The following is an 18,135-nucleotide window of genomic DNA, read 5'->3' on the forward strand; positions in this document are numbered from 1 at the left end:
TCAGCTTGCTCTTTTACTTATGACGACGATTTTTCCCACCAATCGGAATTGGTTTCGCTAAATATTTAATTCGTTCCATAATACGTGCTGCCTTCATTTCTTCAGCCTCACCACGCTGTGTATACGTTAAATGGTGTTCCAGTTGTTTAAAATCAAAATTAGACGTAAAGAACGTCGGTAAGTTTTCTAACATACGGAATTGCAAGATTGCACCAAGCACATCGTCACGCACAAAGCTTGACATTGCTTCTGCCCCGATATCATCTAACATTAAAACTTGTACGCGTTTAACCGCATCAATCTTTTCACCAATCGAATTATCTTGAATCGAACTTTTGATTTCACGTAAAAATTCTGGGAAGTATACGAGCATCGAACTTATTTTCTTTCGAGCAAGCTCGTTCGCAATTGCTCCTAAAAGGTACGTTTTTCCTACACCAAATTTACCGTACAAATATAAACCTTGTGCTTTTTTACCTGGTTCATATGTACTTAAAAATTCATTCGCTGCACCAATTGCATCGATACGTGCATTTAAATCAGAAGGGTCTAAGTTTTCCATAGTTGCCTGTAAAATATCCGTTGGCATATATACACTTTGAACGAGTTTTTCATATTTCTTTCTCTCGTCATGTGCTACTTTTCTAACGCAGCGATCATATTGAATATCAATCATTTTCCCTTGAATAACAAGCTTTGGCTCGTACCCTTGCAGCATATTTTTACATGAACCTAAATCCGGACAATCCACGCAACCTACACTTTGTCCAATATATTCATATAGCTTCACAAGACTGCGCTCAATCATAGAAGTCGTTACTTCACCTTTATGTTCGTCTATAAATTCTTTCACACGCGGATGCGCCATTACTTCTGCCTTTAATACTTCATATCTATTTTTAAATTTTTCATTTCCCATTAATTTTGCAAATGAATTTTGAATATGCTCCATTTTCTCACCTCAAAGAGCGTTCATTCTCTTCTATTAATCACGCTTATATTTTTTTAACACTTCTTCTAATCGTTTTCGTTCATCTTCTAACGTACTTGCATCTTTTTCTACACTTACATCTTTCTTCGCCGTTTCTTTCTCTTGTTCCTTCGGCTCTTCTTCCTTAAGCCAATCTGGTACCATTTCTTTCCGTACCGTTTTCTTCGCCGTACGGCCTTTTTTCTTCGTCTCAGCCCACTCTTGATATTGACGGTTCTCTTCTTTCGCTAACGCCATCGCGTCCGCTACTGTACCAACCTTTTTACGTGCCCAATGCCCAGCAATCTTCTCGACATACGTTTTCGCAAGTTTCATATCTGAGCGTAGCATAACGTAATAAATAAGTACATTCACAACTCCTGGTGTCAATTTTTGATTAATCATGACATCTTCAACGATTTGCAAGTCCGCTTTCGTTGCCTCTGCACCACCAGAAATCTCTTTCAATAATTGTTTTGGCGAGATTTCCTCTAGCTGCTTTATTAGCATCTCCTCTTGCGATGAAGGCTCTTTCTCTTTCATCGTACGTGCAGCATGAGGCTGTACTCTTTCACTTAATACCGGTAATGCTTGACCATTTTCAAATTGATACCAATCGCGAGCTCCTTTTCTAAGCCTTTCCATATCAATTGTTTGCATCTCTGTCACCGCACCAAGAACGATATTTTGCATCGATAACACATCTACACCATACACGTAAGCAAGTGTTATAACGCAGTCTCTTACTTGACCTGTAATCGACTTTTTAGGAACAAGAGCGGACAATCCATCTACAAATAAAGAGAAATCAAAGAAATCATTCCAAACTTTCGGAGCGTCTCCCTTCTCGTTACTTGGCATAGTTGTCGTTTTTGGGATACGAAGATCTTCTTGCGCATGCTCAAGCTGTCCTGGATTAAACGAACCAAACACATCATTGAAAGAGCGCGTAACATTTTCATAAGAAGCAAAATCAAATTCTTCTTCTAAGAAATATTGCTTTACTTGATTATATTTTGTCCGACTCAATCGATTGTATAAAAAGATACTTAAAACAATATCATCAAAAAACTGCTTTGGAGATAAAGGTGGTTGCAACTCATATATGAACATTCGAATATCTTTTTCTTTCTTAATATATACCTTCAAAAGCCCAATTGCCTCTAACTTTACTCGTTCCTCATATATTTCAGGAAGTTGCATTTGCATAGTCACCATAAGGGAATGATGTGTATTCTCTTTTCCAAATACACGATCTTGCTCTAGCTCCCCCCATAGTGTCATGTATAAGCTAAAAGCTCTACTACCTATTAACGGCTGATACAACATCGTTAATACTTTTCGGTCGTAATTATGCAGTAGCCCTTTCGCACTTACTTTATAACGATCAATCGGCAATAGCTCCATCCATGACTGTTTTTCCATTATTGCTTTTCCTTTCTCTCATCCAATCTATCCTCTACTTCATTCGTTCTATCTTCATTATATAAATTCTTAGTGAAAAAGAGCTATTAGCTTACGCTTCTAGCTCTCTTATCCTATTACTTACGGTATGTAAAGAGAATAAAATACAACTTCTACTCTCTTTCTTTTTGCAGTATATCTTTTAATTCTTCAATAAATACATTTAAATCTTTAAATTGACGATATACAGAAGCAAAGCGTACGTAAGCAACATCATCAATATCGCGAAGTTCTTCCATAACAATTTCACCAATCATATCACTTTTCACTTCTGATATACCTAAATTACGCAGTTCACGTTCCACGCTTTGTGTTACTTCTTCTAATTGTCTTAAAGATACTGGTCTTTTTTCACACGCTTTAATTAAACCACGTAAAATCTTTTCTTTATTAAACTCTTCTCGTGTGCCTTCTTTTTTTACAACGATAAGAGGTGACTCTTCTACCCTTTCAAAGGTCGTAAAGCGACTTAAGCAACTTTCACACTCTCTCCTTCTTCGAATAGAGCGCCCCTCGTCTACCGGACGCGAATCTAACACTCTTGTACCATTATGAGAACAGGATGGACAACGCAATTCATTCACTCCTTTACACTATACTCTTTATTTTTCTCTACTCACTTCACCTAAAATATATATACAATATTATATAACTCATTCTAACTCTCTTACCACTTTAAGTTTCAGCGCATCACTTTATCATCTCATCCTTAAAAATAAGATGGTATATAGGGCACTACCTCATTTGCAAGAGTACAATTTATTCAACTAACCAGTACGTTATATTACCTCTTTTTTATAAACTAAAAAAGAGGTGCATTATACACCTCTTTACATTTTAAATCAATTATGTTCTTTTTTAAAGAGCTTTTGTTTCTCTCTGCTTAATTTCGAAGCTACCAGTGCCTCGAGGAAGCTCGATGCTCTCACGCGTTTTCGCGTTTAAACCTTCTGCAATATATTCTGCAGCAACATTTGGATCAATACGATCCCCACAAGTATAAACATCAATACTCGCGTAACCGTGCTCCGGAAAGCTATGAATTGTTAAATGTGATTCCGAGATAATTACTACTCCACTTACACCTTGTGGTGCAAATTTATGGAAAGCAACCTCACGCACTTCAGCACCAGCTCTTAGTGCTGCATCCACAAATAATTGTTCAATATACGGCATGTCATTAAGCTTGTCGAAATCGCAATCCCAAAGTTCAGCGATCACGTGACGACCCATCGTATCCATAGTATCCATTCTACAGTTCCCCCTTGTAAATTTATTCTAACTGTTCGAATTGAAAACTAATTTGCAATTTGGCTTGCTCCACTACCACGGGGGAAAGTTAGTCCAGAGAGGTCCTAACCCTTTAAGTAGTGACTACGTACCTCAGCTCTTAAGTTTACGAGTGTTAGTATACTTTGTTTATTTTCATTTTGCAACAACAGTTTTTTCGATTTTCTGTCATATTTTCCTCTTTACTTTTCCCTAAAAAAATAAACGATTCACAAATGCAGTAATCACAACGTTTCGTGGTATGTCCACTTTTTAAAATATACTCATATAATTTTTTTCCTTTTCAGAAAAAAATAAAAAAAGAGGGCAAATATTGCCTTGCCCTCCCCCTTATTCACTTAAATGTGTTGCACATTTTCTTGTTTCGCTAACTCTTCAACAACTAACGTTACAAGATCTACAACACGACGAGAGTAGCCCCACTCGTTATCATACCAAGCAAGTACTTTCACTTTACGATCACCCATTACCATTGTAGATAAACCATCAATGATAGCTGAGTGTGTATTTGTATTAAAGTCGATAGATACTAAAGGCTCTTCGCTGAATTCTACAATACCTTTTAACGCACCGTTTGCAACCGTTTTGAAAGCTTCATTAATAGCTTCAACTGTCACATCACGTTTTACGTCTACTACTAAGTCAACAAGAGACACGTTTGGCGTTGGTACACGAAGTGCCATACCATGAAGTTTTCCGTTCAAGTGCGGAAGAACTTTTGCTAGCGCTTTCGCGGCACCTGTCGTTGTCGGAATGATTGATTGTCCGCAAGCACGCGCTCTTCTTAAATCTTTATGTGGGTTATCAATATTTTTTTGGTCATTTGTATAAGCGTGAACAGTCGTCATTAAACCGTTTTCAATTCCGAACTGCTCATCTAACACCTTTACAACAGGCGCTAAACAGTTTGTTGTACAAGATGCATTTGAAATAACAGTATGTTTTGTAATATCTAATTGGTCTTCATTCACACCAACTACAATTGTTACATCTTCATTTTTACCAGGCGCTGTTAAAATAACCTTTTTTGCTCCAGCTTCAACGTGAAGAATTGCTTTTTCTTTTGAATTAAATTTACCAGTTGCTTCAATTACAACTTCAACACCTAAATCTGTCCAAGGCAATTCCTTTGGATCGCGGTTGTTTAAAAGGCGAATCATTTTTCCATCAACTAATAAGTGATCTTCAAATGCTTCTACTGTTCCGTCAAACTTACCATGAACTGTATCATATTTAATTAAGTGTGCTAACGTTTCAGATGGATAGCTTGCATTGATTGCTACAATTTCGAATGCGCTTTCTTTTATTGCTTGACGAAATACCATTCTCCCAATACGTCCAAATCCATTAATTGCCACACGAGTCATAATATGTTATCCCCCTTGAATGCGTTATACTATTTATCTCCAATCCCAATAATAGTATAACACAAAAAGGAGATATGTCACTAAGCATTTTCATTAATTTCACAATTTTTTAGTCAATAATGTTCCATTTCTTTAAAATCACCTGCAATTGTGTTTTCGTTCCCATAATTGTGCCATCATTATTTATCACTTCATCTGCATTTTTCACTTTTTCCGCTAACGGCATTTGAGATTGAATACGCGCCGTTGCTTCTTCTTCGGAAAAACCATTTCGTTTCATCAAACGTTCTAATTGTGTATCAGGAGTAACTGCTACAACTAAAACACGGTCAACGAGACTTGTTAATTTACTTTCAAATAAAAGAGGGATATCTAACACAATCGCTTGCATACTTTCTTTTATGTACATTTCCTTTTGTCTATTCATTTCCTCACGTACTGCAGGATGAACAATTTTGTTTAACTGCAATCGTTTTTCTTCATTATAGAAAACGACACTCCCTAATTTCGGCCGATCCAGTTCTCCGTCTTTTTGCAACACTTCCGTTCCAAATACTTCTACTATTTTGTTATATGCTGGTTTTCCTCGCTCTACAACTTCTCGCGCAATAATATCTGCATCAATAACTGGTATGCTCAATTCACGAAACATTTGAGACACTGTACTTTTTCCACTTGCAATGCCTCCTGTTAATCCAATTACTACTGTCATCATAATCCTCCTCATAATAAAAGGCGCGAAACTAATGTTCCACGCCCATACTTACATTTTCCAAATTCCAATAATAATGAGTAATACTCCAGGCAGGAATGTAAATTTTTGTAACCACTTCATATTCGATAAAACCGTCCCAAGTTTCATTCCAATAAACAAAAACAAAGAACTCATAACTGCAACTAATATCGCCATCATAGCGGGTGCATACCCTAATAAAGATGCACCAATTCCGGCACCAAATGAATCTACAGAAAGAGCGATACCAAGAAGTAATGCTTCTCCTGCAGAAATGGTGCCTGATTTATCAAAATCTGCTACAGTCGGTTTCCGTAAAATTTGAATTACTAGCCCTAGCGAGGCAATCTCTAATTTCCAGACCTTCTCCTCTTGCTTCGGTTCTTCTTTTTTCTCACTTCGAAAAAATTGATATAACACCCAAATCCCTATTCCAATAAGAACAAGCCCACCGATACGCGTTGCGATAACAGGTGAAAATATTTTCGCGATCATATGTCCAATTCCCATTGAAACAAGCATAACAGCCGCTGAACAGATTCCGATAATTATAATTGATTTTAGTGGAATTCTTACGCTTCTTAACCCATATGTTAGCCCTACACTACAGCTATCTAAGCTTAATGTAAAAGCTAATAAAATAAGAGATAAATAAAGGTACATCGGTAAGCTCCTCCCTTATACATAGCTCTGCTGTATGTATATGACAAATGCCTATCCGATGTTATCTCTTTTCTATATTCTAGGCTGACAAATTGGGCAGTAATGCGTTCCTCGCCCGCCAACTACTGTTTTTTCTAATATCGTACCACAAGTTACACACGGCTCTCCTTTTTTTCCATATACATTTAGGAGTTCTTGGAATGAACCAATTTGCCCTTGTGAGTTGATATACGTCCGAATTGTACTTCCGCCACGTTTTACCGCTTCACCTAACGTTGTAACGGTAGCCTCATAAATCCGCTCAATTTCTTCTACTGTTAAAGAAGAAGCTTCCCGTTCCGGATGAATTTGAGAACGGAATAAAACTTCATCAACATATATATTTCCAAGCCCTACTAAAAGACGCTGGTCCAATAGCACAACTTTTATTTTACGATTTGTCTTTTGCAATCTTTCTTGTAAATACTGCGGTGTCAATTCAGCATCAAACGGCTCCGGACCTAAGTCAGCAAGAGGCATTTGATTCATCTCTTCACCTTTCTTAAAGAGATGCATCGTACCAAACTTTCTCACATCTTTATAATGTAATTCAGTTCCATCTGTAAATAAGAAACGGACGTGCGTATGTTTATCAATCGGCTCATCCTCTTGATGTAGTAAAAACTTACCTTCCATACGCAAATGTGAAACAATAACATAATTTGTTACATATAGAAGCAAAAACTTTCCTCTTCGCTTTATATTTTCAATCTTCTCGCCTTTTAGCATTTCTTTAAAGATTTCTGCATCATCCGGTCGTTTCACTATTTTTGGATAAGTAACAATAACATCTTCAATCGTTTTTCCTGTTACAAGATTTTCAAGTGTCCGTCTGACGTTTTCAACCTCTGGTAATTCAGGCATTTCATCACTTCCTTATTTTGCGTCGTACCAAGTTGGACCGTAAGAATAATCAACTTTCAGCGGAACTGCGAGTTCAATTGCATGCTCCATTACTTCAGGTACAAGCTGCTCTAATTTTTCAATTTCTTCTTTTGGTGCTTCAAATATTAATTCATCGTGTACTTGTAGAAGAAGACGCGCTTGTAAGCCTTCTTCTTCTAAACGATCTGCCATAATAATCATCGCTTTTTTAATAATATCTGCTGCAGTACCTTGAATTGGTGTATTCATCGCTGTACGCTCAGCAAAGCTACGTAAATTGAAATTACGACTCGTAATTTCTGGAATATAACGGCGACGATTTAATAATGTGGCCACATATCCTTTTTGTTTCGCATCTTTTACGATGTCCTCCATGTATTCTTGTACACCAGGGAAACTTTCTAAATACTTTTCAATAAATTCCGCTGCTGCTTTTCTTGTAATCCCTAAGTTTTGCGAAAGACCATAATCACTAATACCATACACAATTCCGAAGTTAACAGCTTTCGCTTGTCGTCTCATATTTGAAGTTACTTCATCTTTTTCAACGCCAAATACATCCATAGCTGTTTTCGTATGAATATCCATGTCATGTTGGAATGCTTCAACTAGCCCTTTATCATTTGCAATATGAGCTAATACACGCAGCTCGATTTGTGAATAATCAGCCGCATACATAATCCAACCTTCTTCTGATGGAACAAATGCCTGACGAATCTTTCTTCCTTCTTCTAATCGAATCGGGATATTTTGCAAGTTCGGATCCGTCGAACTTAATCGACCTGTTTGTGTTAACACTTGATTAAAACGAGTATGAATTTTAGATGAATCTTCATGTACAACTTTCAGTAAACCTTCAATGTAAGTTGAATTTAGTTTCCCTAATTGACGATAATGTAAAATGTTTGGAATAATTTCATGGTGATCCATAAGCTTATCTAGTACATCAGCTGACGTAGAATAACCTGTTTTCGTCTTTTTAATAACCGGTAAGTTTAAATTCTCAAACAGAATAACACCTAGCTGCTTCGGTGAATTAATATTAAATTCTGTTCCCGCAAGCTTATAAATTTCCTGTTCCATTTCCTTTAATCTGCCTGCAAGTTCTTCTCCCATATTACGAAGACGCTCTGTATCAACTTTTACACCTTTTACTTCCATATCAGCTAATACACGCGCAAGTGGTAATTCTAACTCTGTAAACAGTTCATATTGCTCATTCTTCTCTAACTCTTCAACGAATGTTTGCTTTACATCATATAATACATGCACTTTACGAGCTACATGCTCCGCTACTACTTTTAACTCTGGAACAGCACGCTTCGCGCCTTTTCCATAAACTTCTTCGTCAGATTTCACAGCATGCGTTTCTTTCATTTTCGCTACAGTACGGAAATCTTTATCTGTATCAGCCGGATCAAGTAAATAAGCAGCGATTAATAGATCAAAGTCAACCCCTTGTATATCTATACCGTTCCATTTCAGTGCAACGATTGCACGCTTCGCATCAAATGTATGCTTTCTCATCTCTCCATCTGCAAGCCAGTCTTTAAATGCATCTGACTTAAGAGCAATGTCCTTTTGAATAAAGTAGCAACCATTTTCATTTTGAATACCAAAACCTTGAATATCTGCTTTATGATAGTTATCTTCTTGTACTTCAACAATAAGCGCACTATCTTGCTGAAGCATTTCTTCGGTAACTTCTTCCACAATATCAAATGTAATATCATCTAATTCAGCTGGAGCCGTTTCTTCTGGCGTAACACCTAATTTATTTAAAAGAGATGTAAATCCTAAACTCTCGAACATTGGAACGACATCACTTGCTTCATATCCTTTATATTCCATATCATCCACATGCACTGTAATCGGCGCATCTGTAATGATAGTTGCAAGATCTTTACTCATAAGAGCTTGGTCTTTATTTGCTTCCAGTTTTTCTTTTAATTTCTTCCCGCTTACTTGATCTAGATTGTCATACACTTCTTCAACCGTTCCAAACTGTGTTAACAATTTAATCGCAGTTTTTTCACCAACTCCTGGTACACCCGGAATATTATCTGATTGGTCTCCCATTAAACCTTTCATATCGATAATTTGCTTTGGTGATAAGCTATATTTCTCAAATAAAGCTTCTTTCGTATATTCATCTACTTCCGTAATCCCTTTTCGCGGAATACATACAAGCGTGTTATCAGAAACAAGTTGAAGTAAATCTTTATCTCCTGAAATAACTTTTACACTTGCTCCTTGTTCGCTTGCTTCTTTTGCTAGCGTTCCCATAATATCATCCGCTTCATAATTTTCCAATTCATAACGCGGTACGTTGAATGCATCAAGCATCTCACGAATAAACGGGAATTGTTCTGATAATTCAGGTGGGGTCTTTTGACGTCCGCCTTTATACTCACTATATGTTTTATGACGGAATGTCGTTTTACCCGCATCAAATGCTACTAACATATGCGTCGGTTTTTCTTCCTCTAATATTCTCATTAACATCATTGTAAAACCGTAAATTGCGTTCGTATGTATACCTTTGTCGTTATTTAAAAGCGGTAGTGCAAAGAAAGCACGATACGCGATATTATTACCATCTACTAATACGACCTTTTTTTCCAAATCAGAAACCTCCCCATGCAAATTTGAAATGATTTTTTTCACAGAAAAAAACCGTTCCTTTCCTCTCTCTATATTAACATGACTAATAGAGAGAAGAAAAATAACGGTTCTTTTCTTTCATATATAAAACAGACTTATATTGGCATAAAGGGAAGTGACGAGAACAGTTTAACTATTCTCGTCCAAAATTACTCCTTGGATGAAGGGGTTTTCATGTATTATATTAACAGAGCTTTATTAATATTTAATTAAGACATTGTTAATATATTGTAAACATCCTTCATCCTATTTTTCAGTTGCTGATTTCGGTAAAACAACTGTAAACGTTGTCCCTTCTCCAACTTCACTATCTACTGTAATCGTACCTTGATGCGCCTCTACTAAATGCTTTACAATTGATAATCCAAGGCCTGTACCACCAGTATTTCTACTTCTCGCTTTATCCACTCGGTAAAAGCGTTCAAAAATACGCGGAATTTCCTCTTTACTAATACCAATTCCAGTATCCGATACTTTTATATAAGCATTATATTTATCTTCCGCTAACTCTACTGAAACAACGCCTCCAGCCGGTGTATATACGATCGCGTTATTAATTAAATTAATAAAGATTTGTTTCAGACGACTTGGATCTCCAATAACAGAGACACGTTTTAATACATTCACTTGTAAAGAGATTTCTTTTTCTCCTGCTTTATTATCAAGCACCATATGAATATCTTCAAGCAGCCCCTTCATATCAACGGTTCCCATATTTAATTTAAATCCTTGTTGTTCGATCTTCGACAAATCTAATAAATCTTCAATTAACCCTTGCATGCGCTCACTTTCTTTTAAAATAATGTGCAAGAAATGTTCGCAGAATTTTTTATTATCCATCGCTCCGTCTAAGAGTGTTTCTGAAAAACCTTTAATAGAAGTAATCGGTGTCTTTAATTCATGAGAAACATTCGCTAAAAAGTCTTTTCTCATTTGTTCTAATTTCTTTAACTCTGTTATGTCATGGAATACGAGAACAATCCCTTTCCATTCATGGTTTGTCCCGATAATCGGTGCTCCATATACTTCAAAGTGCTTCCGCTCAATTCCAAGTGGCAATAACATTTGTTTACGCACTTTCACTTCTGTCATAAAGATTTCTTCTACAAGCTCAATAATTTCTGTATGATGAAACGATTCATAATATAAGCGATCTAAATATTCTTCATCTGTTACGTGAAAAGTTTCCTTATAAGAGCGGTTTACAAGGTTTATATATCCGCGGCTATCAATTAAAATCATTCCGCTTCCCATATTTTCAATTAACGTATGCAGACGATCTTGCTGCATTTCTTGTTCCAGTGTCATCTCTTGTAAGTTACGAGCTAAAATATTAATTGCTTTACTCAGCATTCCTGTTTCGTCCGAATGACTTTCGTATGCACGTGCTTTATAATTACCCTTCGCCAATTCAATTGCAACTTTCGTAACTGATTCAATCGGCCTAATATATTGCCCTGTAATTTTCATACCTAAAAATACAACTACGAGACAAGCAATGACAAATCCGATAATTAATAATCCCCACGTTTTTTGATGTACGTCTCTTAAAGGATCGATTGTACTTTTCACCAAAATGTATCCTTGTTTTCCTTCTACATCTTGAACGAACACCGTATGATAAAATTGATTCTTTCGATCTGTCTCTTTCGTAATCACTTTACTTCGTTGTTTTGCCACTTCCGAAGAAAGTTCTTGAATCGTCTCTGGACTAAATGCCAATTCTTGTCCTTTTCTATATTGAACTTTCTTTTTTTCATTCACAAATACGATAGAAGCTGGTATTTTTTCTTCTAACTTTTCAAATACGTATGGATTTTTTAGGACCTTATCAAAACCTTGCTCTTCTGCTAACGCCGCAACATACTCCGTCTCTTTTACCATTCTCTCTTTAGCATGATCTATATAGTAGTTTTCAAACACAGTTTCTAGCAATAAGCCTAGTCCAACTAAAATAAATACAATAAGAGAAACAAATGTAAAAAGAAGCCTGGAACGAAATTTATTCATTCCCTTTTGGCTCCTCTAATTTATATCCTAAACCACGTATCGTTTTAATGTACGTCGGTTTTTTCGTATTTTGTTCAATTTTATCGCGCAAATGGCTAATATGAACATCAACAATTCGTGTATCACCAGCAAAATCGTAATTCCATACAGCACTTAATAATTGATCACGCGTCAACACGCGACTTTTATTTTTCGCGAGATACACAAGTAGTTCAAATTCTTTTGGTGTTAATTCAAGCTTTCTTCCTTGGAAATAAGCCTCATAAAACTCCGGTAAAATTTTAAGTTCTGCAATTGTAATGCTATCTTCATCTGGCGCTTCTGCAACTTGTTCTTCTTGTTGTAATTTCGTGCGGCGCAAAATTGCCTTCACACGAGCAACAACTTCTCTTGGACTAAATGGCTTCGTCATATAATCATCTGCCCCAAGTTCAAGACCTAGCACCTTATCAAACTCATCATCTTTTGCCGTTAACATTAAAATCGGCGTCATAACGCGCTGCAATCGTAATTCTTTACACACTTCCATACCATCCATTTTCGGAAGCATTAAATCTAATATAATTAAATCTGGGCGTTCTGTTGTCGCTTTTTGAAGCGCCATTTCTCCATCCATCGCTGTTATAACTTCAAACCCAGCTTGTTGTAAATTAAATTCAATTAAAGTTAAGATAAATTCCTCATCATCAACTACTAAAATACGATTGTTCATTCTTTTCCTCCAAGTTATAGACTTGAAACCTTCTTCATCCTAGTATTTCCCCCGTTATTCTCATCATACTAGAAAACAAGGTCCCTCTCAATATAATTGTCTATTCATGGAGATCGTTTGTGTAGAATTGAGAAAGTAGACGTAATTACGCTTCACCTGCAACTACACAGGATTTTGCCAAACTTTATAGATTGCTCTCTCTTCTTTAAAGCTCACTTCCGTATGAACTATAAAGTGAAACTTTAATCAGTGGGGGTTGTTCATTCCCCACTGATTATTAGTTGAATCAATCGGGCTTTTACGGGCAGTTGATTCCCGACCTAACTTCTTTGCTTTCGCTGAATTTTGAGGTGGGATCTTACTGCCCGTTAATGCGGGATAAAATCTTGATTTTGTGCTAGGAAAAACGAAAGAGCATACGCTATTTTATAATCTAGCGTTTCATATCCATCAAATAATCTCCCGTACATTTCATTCGCGATCGAATCGCCCCACACTTCAGTTTCTCGTATCGTTTCAAAGATAACTTCTTCTTTTTTCCACCTCACTTAAAAGAATCACTCCTTTCATTGACTTCAATTACCGATATTTATATCATTAATCTTAATATATAAATTAATACAATCAGGAGGTCTATTATGCGACTAATACTACCCATTCTATCTTTAGCAGTCACATGTATCCTTGCTTTCAACGCTCCGAGCTGGGATACGATTAAAACGGGTTGCTCAGAATTTGCTGAAGGGTTCAAAGAAGGATTCTTCAACTAAAAATAGCGCTAGCATCCTTATTCAAGGTATGCTAGCGCTATTCATATTTTCATCTTTTAAAAATTATCTAATGCTTTTTCCATAATGGAAACAGATTTATAAGGTGGCGTTACTGTTAATGAACCCTTTACAACAGTTTCTCCTTTTTCATCATGAGCAGATACAAGCATATCAATTGTATGTTCCTCCTCAGAAACAGCCACAACTTCAAAGTGGATTTGTAACGTTTCATAATGGTGAACATGCTTCACGAACGTAAGGTCCTTCCTAGTAATATGACTTCCTGGACCCGGTAAATATTTCGTAACTGCCGTTGTAATCATTCCCGTTAGCATAATGCTTGGTACAATCGGCTTTTCATACGGAGTTTGGGATGCGTAATCATGCTGAATATATAATGGATTGGCATCATTCGTTAACCCTAAGTACAATAACAAATCTTTATCCTCAATTTTTTCAGTGATAGATAATTTCTCTCCTACTGTAATTTCATCCATTTTACGACCAATTTGAACTTTTTTCTTTAACATGTTACAACCCCCTCCGATTTTTTCACCTTATTATCCTACTAAAAGCGATACCTTATCCGAAATTTACTATGATGAGGGCAATGTATAGTATAAATCTACAGTTTCATTATAGGATATTACAAATGATAGCGTTTTCATATTATTTCAAAAAAACAATTCGGTAAATAGTAGAAAAAGATTCGGAATCCCGAATCTTTTTCACTACTATTCAATTATTAAACAAGAACTTTCATTACGTTACGTACAGATTCTACAGAGCGATCTAACGCTTCTTTTTCATCTGCAAGAAGTTCTAATTCAATAATTTTTTCAATTCCGTTACCACCTAGAATTACTGGTACCCCTAAGTAAAGGTCACTATAACCATACTCACCTTCAAGGTACGCAATAGCTGGTAATACACGGCGTTGATCTTTTAAGATTGCTTCTGTCATTTCAACTAAAGAAGCTGCTGGTGCGTAATATGCACTACCGTTTCCTAATAAGCCTACAATCTCACCGCCACCTTTACGTGTACGTTCTACGATTGCTTCTAAACGCTCTTTCGGAATTAACGTTTCTAACGGAATACCGCCTGCATAAGAATAACGCACAAGAGGTACCATGTCGTCACCATGTCCACCAAGAACAAATCCTGTAATGTCTTTTACAGAAAGATTTAATTCTTGTGCGATGAATGTACGGAAACGAGCTGTATCTAATACGCCCGATTGGCCGATTACACGCTCTTTCGGGAATCCTGCTTCCTTAAATACAGAATATGTCATTGCATCAACTGGATTTGTTAACACAACAATAATTGCATTTGGTGAATGTTTTGCAATGTCGCGCGTAATACTTTTCATAATTTTAGAGTTCGTTGCTACTAAGTCATCACGGCTCATACCAGGCTTACGTGCAATACCTGCTGTAATAACGACAACGTCAGAATCAGCAGTATCTGCGTAATCAGATGTTCCAATAATGTTAGCATCAAAACCTTGTACTGGGCTCGCTTCTAACATATCTAACGCTTTCCCTTTTGTTGGATTTTCCAGTTGTGGAATGTCCACTAATACAACATCTGCAAGTTCTTTTTGTGCTAATAAGAATGCCGTTGTTGCTCCTGTAAATCCTGCACCGATGACTGAAACCTTCTTGCGTTTGATTGTCATAATTTACCCCCCGCTTTAATTATGCGTTTTTGATTATCGCTACATCCATGTTTTTAATAAGCTCATTAGCAAACTCAGAACATTTCACTTCTGTTGCGCCTTCCATTAGGCGAGCGAAGTCATATGTTACTACTTTTGATGCAATTGTTTTCTCAACTGAATCTGTTACTAATTTCGCAGCTTCGTTCCATCCTAAGTGTTCTAATAATAATACACCTGAAAGAAGAACTGAAGATGGGTTTACTTTATCTAAACCTGCATATTTTGGAGCTGTACCATGTGTAGCTTCAAAGATAGCATGTCCAGTCACATAGTTAATGTTTGCACCAGGTGCAATACCAATTCCACCTACTTGTGCAGCAAGTGCATCAGAGATATAGTCACCATTTAAGTTCATTGTTGCAACAACATCGAACTCACGTGGACGAGTTAAAATTTGTTGTAAGAAGATGTCTGCAATAGAATCTTTTACGATGATTTTTCCAGCCACTTCAGCGTCTGCCATCGCTTTATTCGCTGCATCTTTACCATCTTTTTCAACAATGCGATCATATTCAGCCCAAGTAAATACTTTGTCGCCGAATTCTTGTTCCGCTACTTCGTAACCCCAGTTTTTGAAAGCACCTTCTGTAAATTTCATAATGTTTCCTTTATGAACTAATGTAACAGAAGAGCGTTTTTCGTTAATTGCATATTGAATTGCAGCACGAACAAGACGCTTTGTCCCTTCTTCTGAGATTGGTTTAATACCAATACCAGATGTTTCTGGGAAGCGGATTTTATTAACACCCATTGCTTCTTTTAAGAAAGCAAGAACTTTTTCTGCTTCTGGAGATCCTTGTGCATATTCAATTCCAGCATAAATGTCTTCTGTATTTTCACGGAAAATAACCATATCAGTATCTTCCGGACGTTTTACAGGTGAAGGAACACCTTCAAAATAACGAACTGGACGTAGACATACATATAGATCTAATTCTTGACGAAGTGCTACGTTTAGAGAACGAATACCACCGCCAACTGGAGTTGTAAGTGGACCTTTAATTGCGATTAAATATTCGCGGATTAAATTTAAAGTCTCTTCTGGTAACCACTCGCCTGTTTGGTTGAATGCTTTTTCCCCTGCAAGCACTTCTTTCCAAACGATTTTCTTCTCACCATCATAAGCTTTTTCAACTGCTGCTTCTATTACGCGAGATGCAGCTGCCCAAATATCAGGACCAATTCCATCTCCTTCAATAAATGGAATAATCGGATTGTTTGGTACATTCATAACACCATTAGTTACAGTAATTTTTTCACCTGTCGTCAATGTGATAACCCCCATGTTTGAAATTTCATATGTATGAAACTGAGGGAATAACCCCTCAGTTCAAACCGTTAGTCAAATTAAAATATTCTAATCATTACATCTTTCCGAAAAAATCAGACTTTTGAAAGCGTATTTTCACTATCAAAATAGTGTTTTTTGCTTATCTTTGTGCGATTGGAACATACACTTGATGCGTTGGTCCATTATAATCAGCACGTGGACGGATTAAACGGTTATTTTCATATTGTTCTAGAATATGAGCTAACCAGCCTGACATACGGCTAATTGCAAAAATAGGTGTAAATAAGTCATGGTCAATTCCTAAACAATGGTATACAGAAGCTGAATAGAAATCAACATTTGGTGGAAGACCTTTTTCTTTTGTTACAATGTCTTCAATTTTGATAGACATATTATACCATTTGTCTTCTCCTAAAAGCACGCATAATCTCTTAGACATTTCACGTAAGTGTTTTGCACGTGGATCACCCTGCTCATACACACGGTGGCCAAAGCCCATGATTTTCACTTTATTTTGAAGAGCATTATGAATATATGATTCTACATTTTCTTCTTCGCCAATTTCAGTTAACATCTTCATTACATTTTCATTTGCCCCACCGTGAAGAGGACCTTTTAATGCACCAATTGCTGCTGTAATACCAGAATATACATCTGAAAGTGTAGCTACGCAAACACGTGCAGTAAATGTAGAAGCGTTTAACTCATGATCTGCATGAAGTACAAGTGCCTTATCAAAAGCTTCAATTTCAACTTCATTTGGCTCGCGATCATTTAACATGTACAAGAAGTTTGCAGCTAATGATAAATCCTTTCTTGGCTCAACAATATCTAAACCTTTACGGATTCTCGCGTAAGCAGCAACTAAAGTTCCTACTTGAGCCTGTAATTTAACCGCTTTCAAATAATTAGACTTTTCATCCATAATTTCAGCGCTCTCATCGTATAATGATAGCATGGAAATTGCAGTTCGTAAAACAGACATCGGATGTGCAATTTTTAAATCTACTTGTTTCAAATATGTTAAAATCTCACCTGGAACTTTATAGTATTCAGATACAATTTCATTAAATTCCGCTAGTTCTTTTTCATTAGGAAGCTTGCGGTGCCATAATAAGTACACTACTTCTTCAAACGTAGCATTCTCAGCTAAATCATCAATATTATACCCAACATAAGTTAATGTATCATCAATAATAGAGCTCACAGATGATGTTGTTGCTACTACCCCTTCTAAACCTCGAATAACAGTCATGACATTCTCTCCTTTTCCTGAAAATTCTCCCAACCTTGCTCCTTATATCTATTTACTCCCCTTATGAATTATGAACGCCCGTTCACTCTTTAGGCAAGCAAAATGCACGATCATGCAAATTTGTTGCGATGTTCCCCTCTTATTGTCCATGGTTTACATGGAAAGCATGAGCGTGAATGTCTCCCCGAATCCTCACGCTCAAAACAACAAGTTAGTGAGGAAAATACATTCCGAAGAGTTTTATGATAAAAACAACATAAAACAATATCATTATAAAATTGTTTTATGTTGTTTTT

General features: G+C 36.6%; 17 protein-coding genes. 1 reads left to right on the forward strand and 16 read right to left on the reverse strand.

Annotated features, from left to right (window positions below; genetic code table 11):
• Window positions 1–13: 13 nt before the first annotated feature.
• The 12 genes from dnaI to NZ044_RS22555 form a co-directional block, all read right to left on the reverse strand.
• On the reverse strand, window positions 14–952 hold the full coding sequence (gene dnaI, locus NZ044_RS22500) for a primosomal protein DnaI (protein WP_000400117.1): 939 nt from the start codon (window positions 950–952) through the stop codon (window positions 14–16).
• Window positions 953–985: 33 nt separating this feature from the next.
• Complete coding sequence (locus tag NZ044_RS22505) at window positions 986–2,395, reverse strand: replication initiation and membrane attachment family protein (protein ID WP_000415033.1); 1,410 nt, start codon at window positions 2,393–2,395, stop codon at window positions 986–988.
• A gap of 152 nt (window positions 2,396–2,547) precedes the next feature.
• On the reverse strand, window positions 2,548–3,009 hold the full coding sequence (gene nrdR / locus NZ044_RS22510) for a transcriptional regulator NrdR (protein WP_001203687.1): 462 nt from the start codon (window positions 3,007–3,009) through the stop codon (window positions 2,548–2,550).
• Window positions 3,010–3,292: 283 nt separating this feature from the next.
• Window positions 3,293–3,676: an adenosylmethionine decarboxylase gene (speD, locus tag NZ044_RS22515; RefSeq protein ID WP_002003660.1), complete on the reverse strand. Its 384-nt coding sequence runs from the start codon at window positions 3,674–3,676 to the stop codon at window positions 3,293–3,295.
• Between the two features lie 386 nt (window positions 3,677–4,062).
• Window positions 4,063–5,091: a glyceraldehyde-3-phosphate dehydrogenase gene (locus NZ044_RS22520; protein ID WP_000198979.1), complete on the reverse strand. Its 1,029-nt coding sequence runs from the start codon at window positions 5,089–5,091 to the stop codon at window positions 4,063–4,065.
• Between the two features lie 109 nt (window positions 5,092–5,200).
• On the reverse strand, window positions 5,201–5,803 hold the full coding sequence (gene coaE, locus NZ044_RS22525; protein ID WP_000219323.1) for a dephospho-CoA kinase: 603 nt from the start codon (window positions 5,801–5,803) through the stop codon (window positions 5,201–5,203).
• A 51-nt stretch (window positions 5,804–5,854) separates the two neighbouring features.
• Window positions 5,855–6,487 (reverse strand): sporulation membrane protein YtaF, encoded by a 633-nt coding sequence (gene ytaF / locus NZ044_RS22530; RefSeq protein WP_000281729.1) that lies wholly within the window; start codon window positions 6,485–6,487, stop codon window positions 5,855–5,857.
• A 72-nt stretch (window positions 6,488–6,559) separates the two neighbouring features.
• Window positions 6,560–7,390 carry a DNA-formamidopyrimidine glycosylase gene (mutM, locus tag NZ044_RS22535; RefSeq protein ID WP_001114475.1) on the reverse strand — a complete coding sequence of 277 codons (831 nt, stop codon included), beginning with the start codon at window positions 7,388–7,390 and terminating at the stop codon, window positions 6,560–6,562.
• A 12-nt stretch (window positions 7,391–7,402) separates the two neighbouring features.
• Window positions 7,403–10,036 (reverse strand): DNA polymerase I, encoded by a 2,634-nt coding sequence (gene polA, locus NZ044_RS22540; RefSeq protein WP_000412808.1) that lies wholly within the window; start codon window positions 10,034–10,036, stop codon window positions 7,403–7,405.
• A gap of 285 nt (window positions 10,037–10,321) precedes the next feature.
• Window positions 10,322–12,085: a sensory box histidine kinase PhoR gene (phoR, locus tag NZ044_RS22545; RefSeq protein ID WP_098505931.1), complete on the reverse strand. Its 1,764-nt coding sequence runs from the start codon at window positions 12,083–12,085 to the stop codon at window positions 10,322–10,324.
• On the reverse strand, window positions 12,078–12,797 hold the full coding sequence (gene phoP, locus NZ044_RS22550; RefSeq protein ID WP_001065220.1) for a two-component system response regulator PhoP: 720 nt from the start codon (window positions 12,795–12,797) through the stop codon (window positions 12,078–12,080). Before phoP ends, phoR begins: the two co-directional genes overlap by 8 nt.
• 368 nt (window positions 12,798–13,165) lie before the next feature.
• Window positions 13,166–13,345 (reverse strand): hypothetical protein, encoded by a 180-nt coding sequence (locus NZ044_RS22555; protein ID WP_086390961.1) that lies wholly within the window; start codon window positions 13,343–13,345, stop codon window positions 13,166–13,168.
• Window positions 13,346–13,435: 90 nt separating this feature from the next.
• Here NZ044_RS22555 and NZ044_RS22560 point away from each other — a divergent pair, with 90 nt between their 5' ends.
• Window positions 13,436–13,567 carry a hypothetical protein gene (locus NZ044_RS22560; RefSeq protein WP_001237011.1) on the forward strand — a complete coding sequence of 44 codons (132 nt, stop codon included), beginning with the start codon at window positions 13,436–13,438 and terminating at the stop codon, window positions 13,565–13,567.
• A gap of 56 nt (window positions 13,568–13,623) precedes the next feature.
• Here the strand turns inward: NZ044_RS22560 and NZ044_RS22565 are convergent, their stop codons facing one another.
• From NZ044_RS22565 to citZ, 4 genes are all read right to left on the reverse strand, one after another.
• Complete coding sequence (locus tag NZ044_RS22565; protein ID WP_000914181.1) at window positions 13,624–14,097, reverse strand: MaoC family dehydratase; 474 nt, start codon at window positions 14,095–14,097, stop codon at window positions 13,624–13,626.
• Window positions 14,098–14,312: 215 nt separating this feature from the next.
• On the reverse strand, window positions 14,313–15,251 hold the full coding sequence (gene mdh / locus NZ044_RS22570) for a malate dehydrogenase (protein ID WP_000153232.1): 939 nt from the start codon (window positions 15,249–15,251) through the stop codon (window positions 14,313–14,315).
• A 19-nt stretch (window positions 15,252–15,270) separates the two neighbouring features.
• Window positions 15,271–16,563 carry an NADP-dependent isocitrate dehydrogenase gene (gene icd, locus NZ044_RS22575; protein WP_000206893.1) on the reverse strand — a complete coding sequence of 431 codons (1,293 nt, stop codon included), beginning with the start codon at window positions 16,561–16,563 and terminating at the stop codon, window positions 15,271–15,273.
• Between the two features lie 160 nt (window positions 16,564–16,723).
• On the reverse strand, window positions 16,724–17,872 hold the full coding sequence (citZ, locus tag NZ044_RS22580) for a citrate synthase (protein ID WP_000503651.1): 1,149 nt from the start codon (window positions 17,870–17,872) through the stop codon (window positions 16,724–16,726).
• Window positions 17,873–18,135 lie beyond the last annotated feature (263 nt).

The organism is Bacillus sp. FSL K6-1338, assembly GCF_038006965.1.
In the GTDB taxonomy this organism is placed as follows: Bacteria; Bacillota; Bacilli; order Bacillales; family Bacillaceae_G; genus Bacillus_A; species Bacillus_A thuringiensis_S.

Bases quoted from the DNA above. Each gene is read 5' to 3' on its own strand.
- coaE (WP_000219323.1), bottom strand. From the start codon at position 5,803: ATGACAGTAGTAATTGGATTAACAGGAGGCATTGCAAGTGGAAAAAGT.
- dnaI (WP_000400117.1), bottom strand. From the start codon at position 952: ATGGAGCATATTCAAAATTCATTTGCAAAATTAATGGGAAATGAAAAA.
- mutM (WP_001114475.1), bottom strand. From the start codon at position 7,390: ATGCCTGAATTACCAGAGGTTGAAAACGTCAGACGGACACTTGAAAAT.
- phoR (WP_098505931.1), bottom strand. From the start codon at position 12,085: ATGAATAAATTTCGTTCCAGGCTTCTTTTTACATTTGTTTCTCTTATT.
- mdh (WP_000153232.1), bottom strand. From the start codon at position 15,251: ATGACAATCAAACGCAAGAAGGTTTCAGTCATCGGTGCAGGATTTACA.
- NZ044_RS22560 (WP_001237011.1), top strand. From the start codon at position 13,436: ATGCGACTAATACTACCCATTCTATCTTTAGCAGTCACATGTATCCTT.
- NZ044_RS22565 (WP_000914181.1), bottom strand. From the start codon at position 14,097: ATGTTAAAGAAAAAAGTTCAAATTGGTCGTAAAATGGATGAAATTACA.
- speD (WP_002003660.1), bottom strand. From the start codon at position 3,676: ATGGATACGATGGGTCGTCACGTGATCGCTGAACTTTGGGATTGCGAT.
- NZ044_RS22520 (WP_000198979.1), bottom strand. From the start codon at position 5,091: ATGACTCGTGTGGCAATTAATGGATTTGGACGTATTGGGAGAATGGTA.
- NZ044_RS22505 (WP_000415033.1), bottom strand. From the start codon at position 2,395: ATGGAAAAACAGTCATGGATGGAGCTATTGCCGATTGATCGTTATAAA.
- phoP (WP_001065220.1), bottom strand. From the start codon at position 12,797: ATGAACAATCGTATTTTAGTAGTTGATGATGAGGAATTTATCTTAACT.
- ytaF (WP_000281729.1), bottom strand. From the start codon at position 6,487: ATGTACCTTTATTTATCTCTTATTTTATTAGCTTTTACATTAAGCTTA.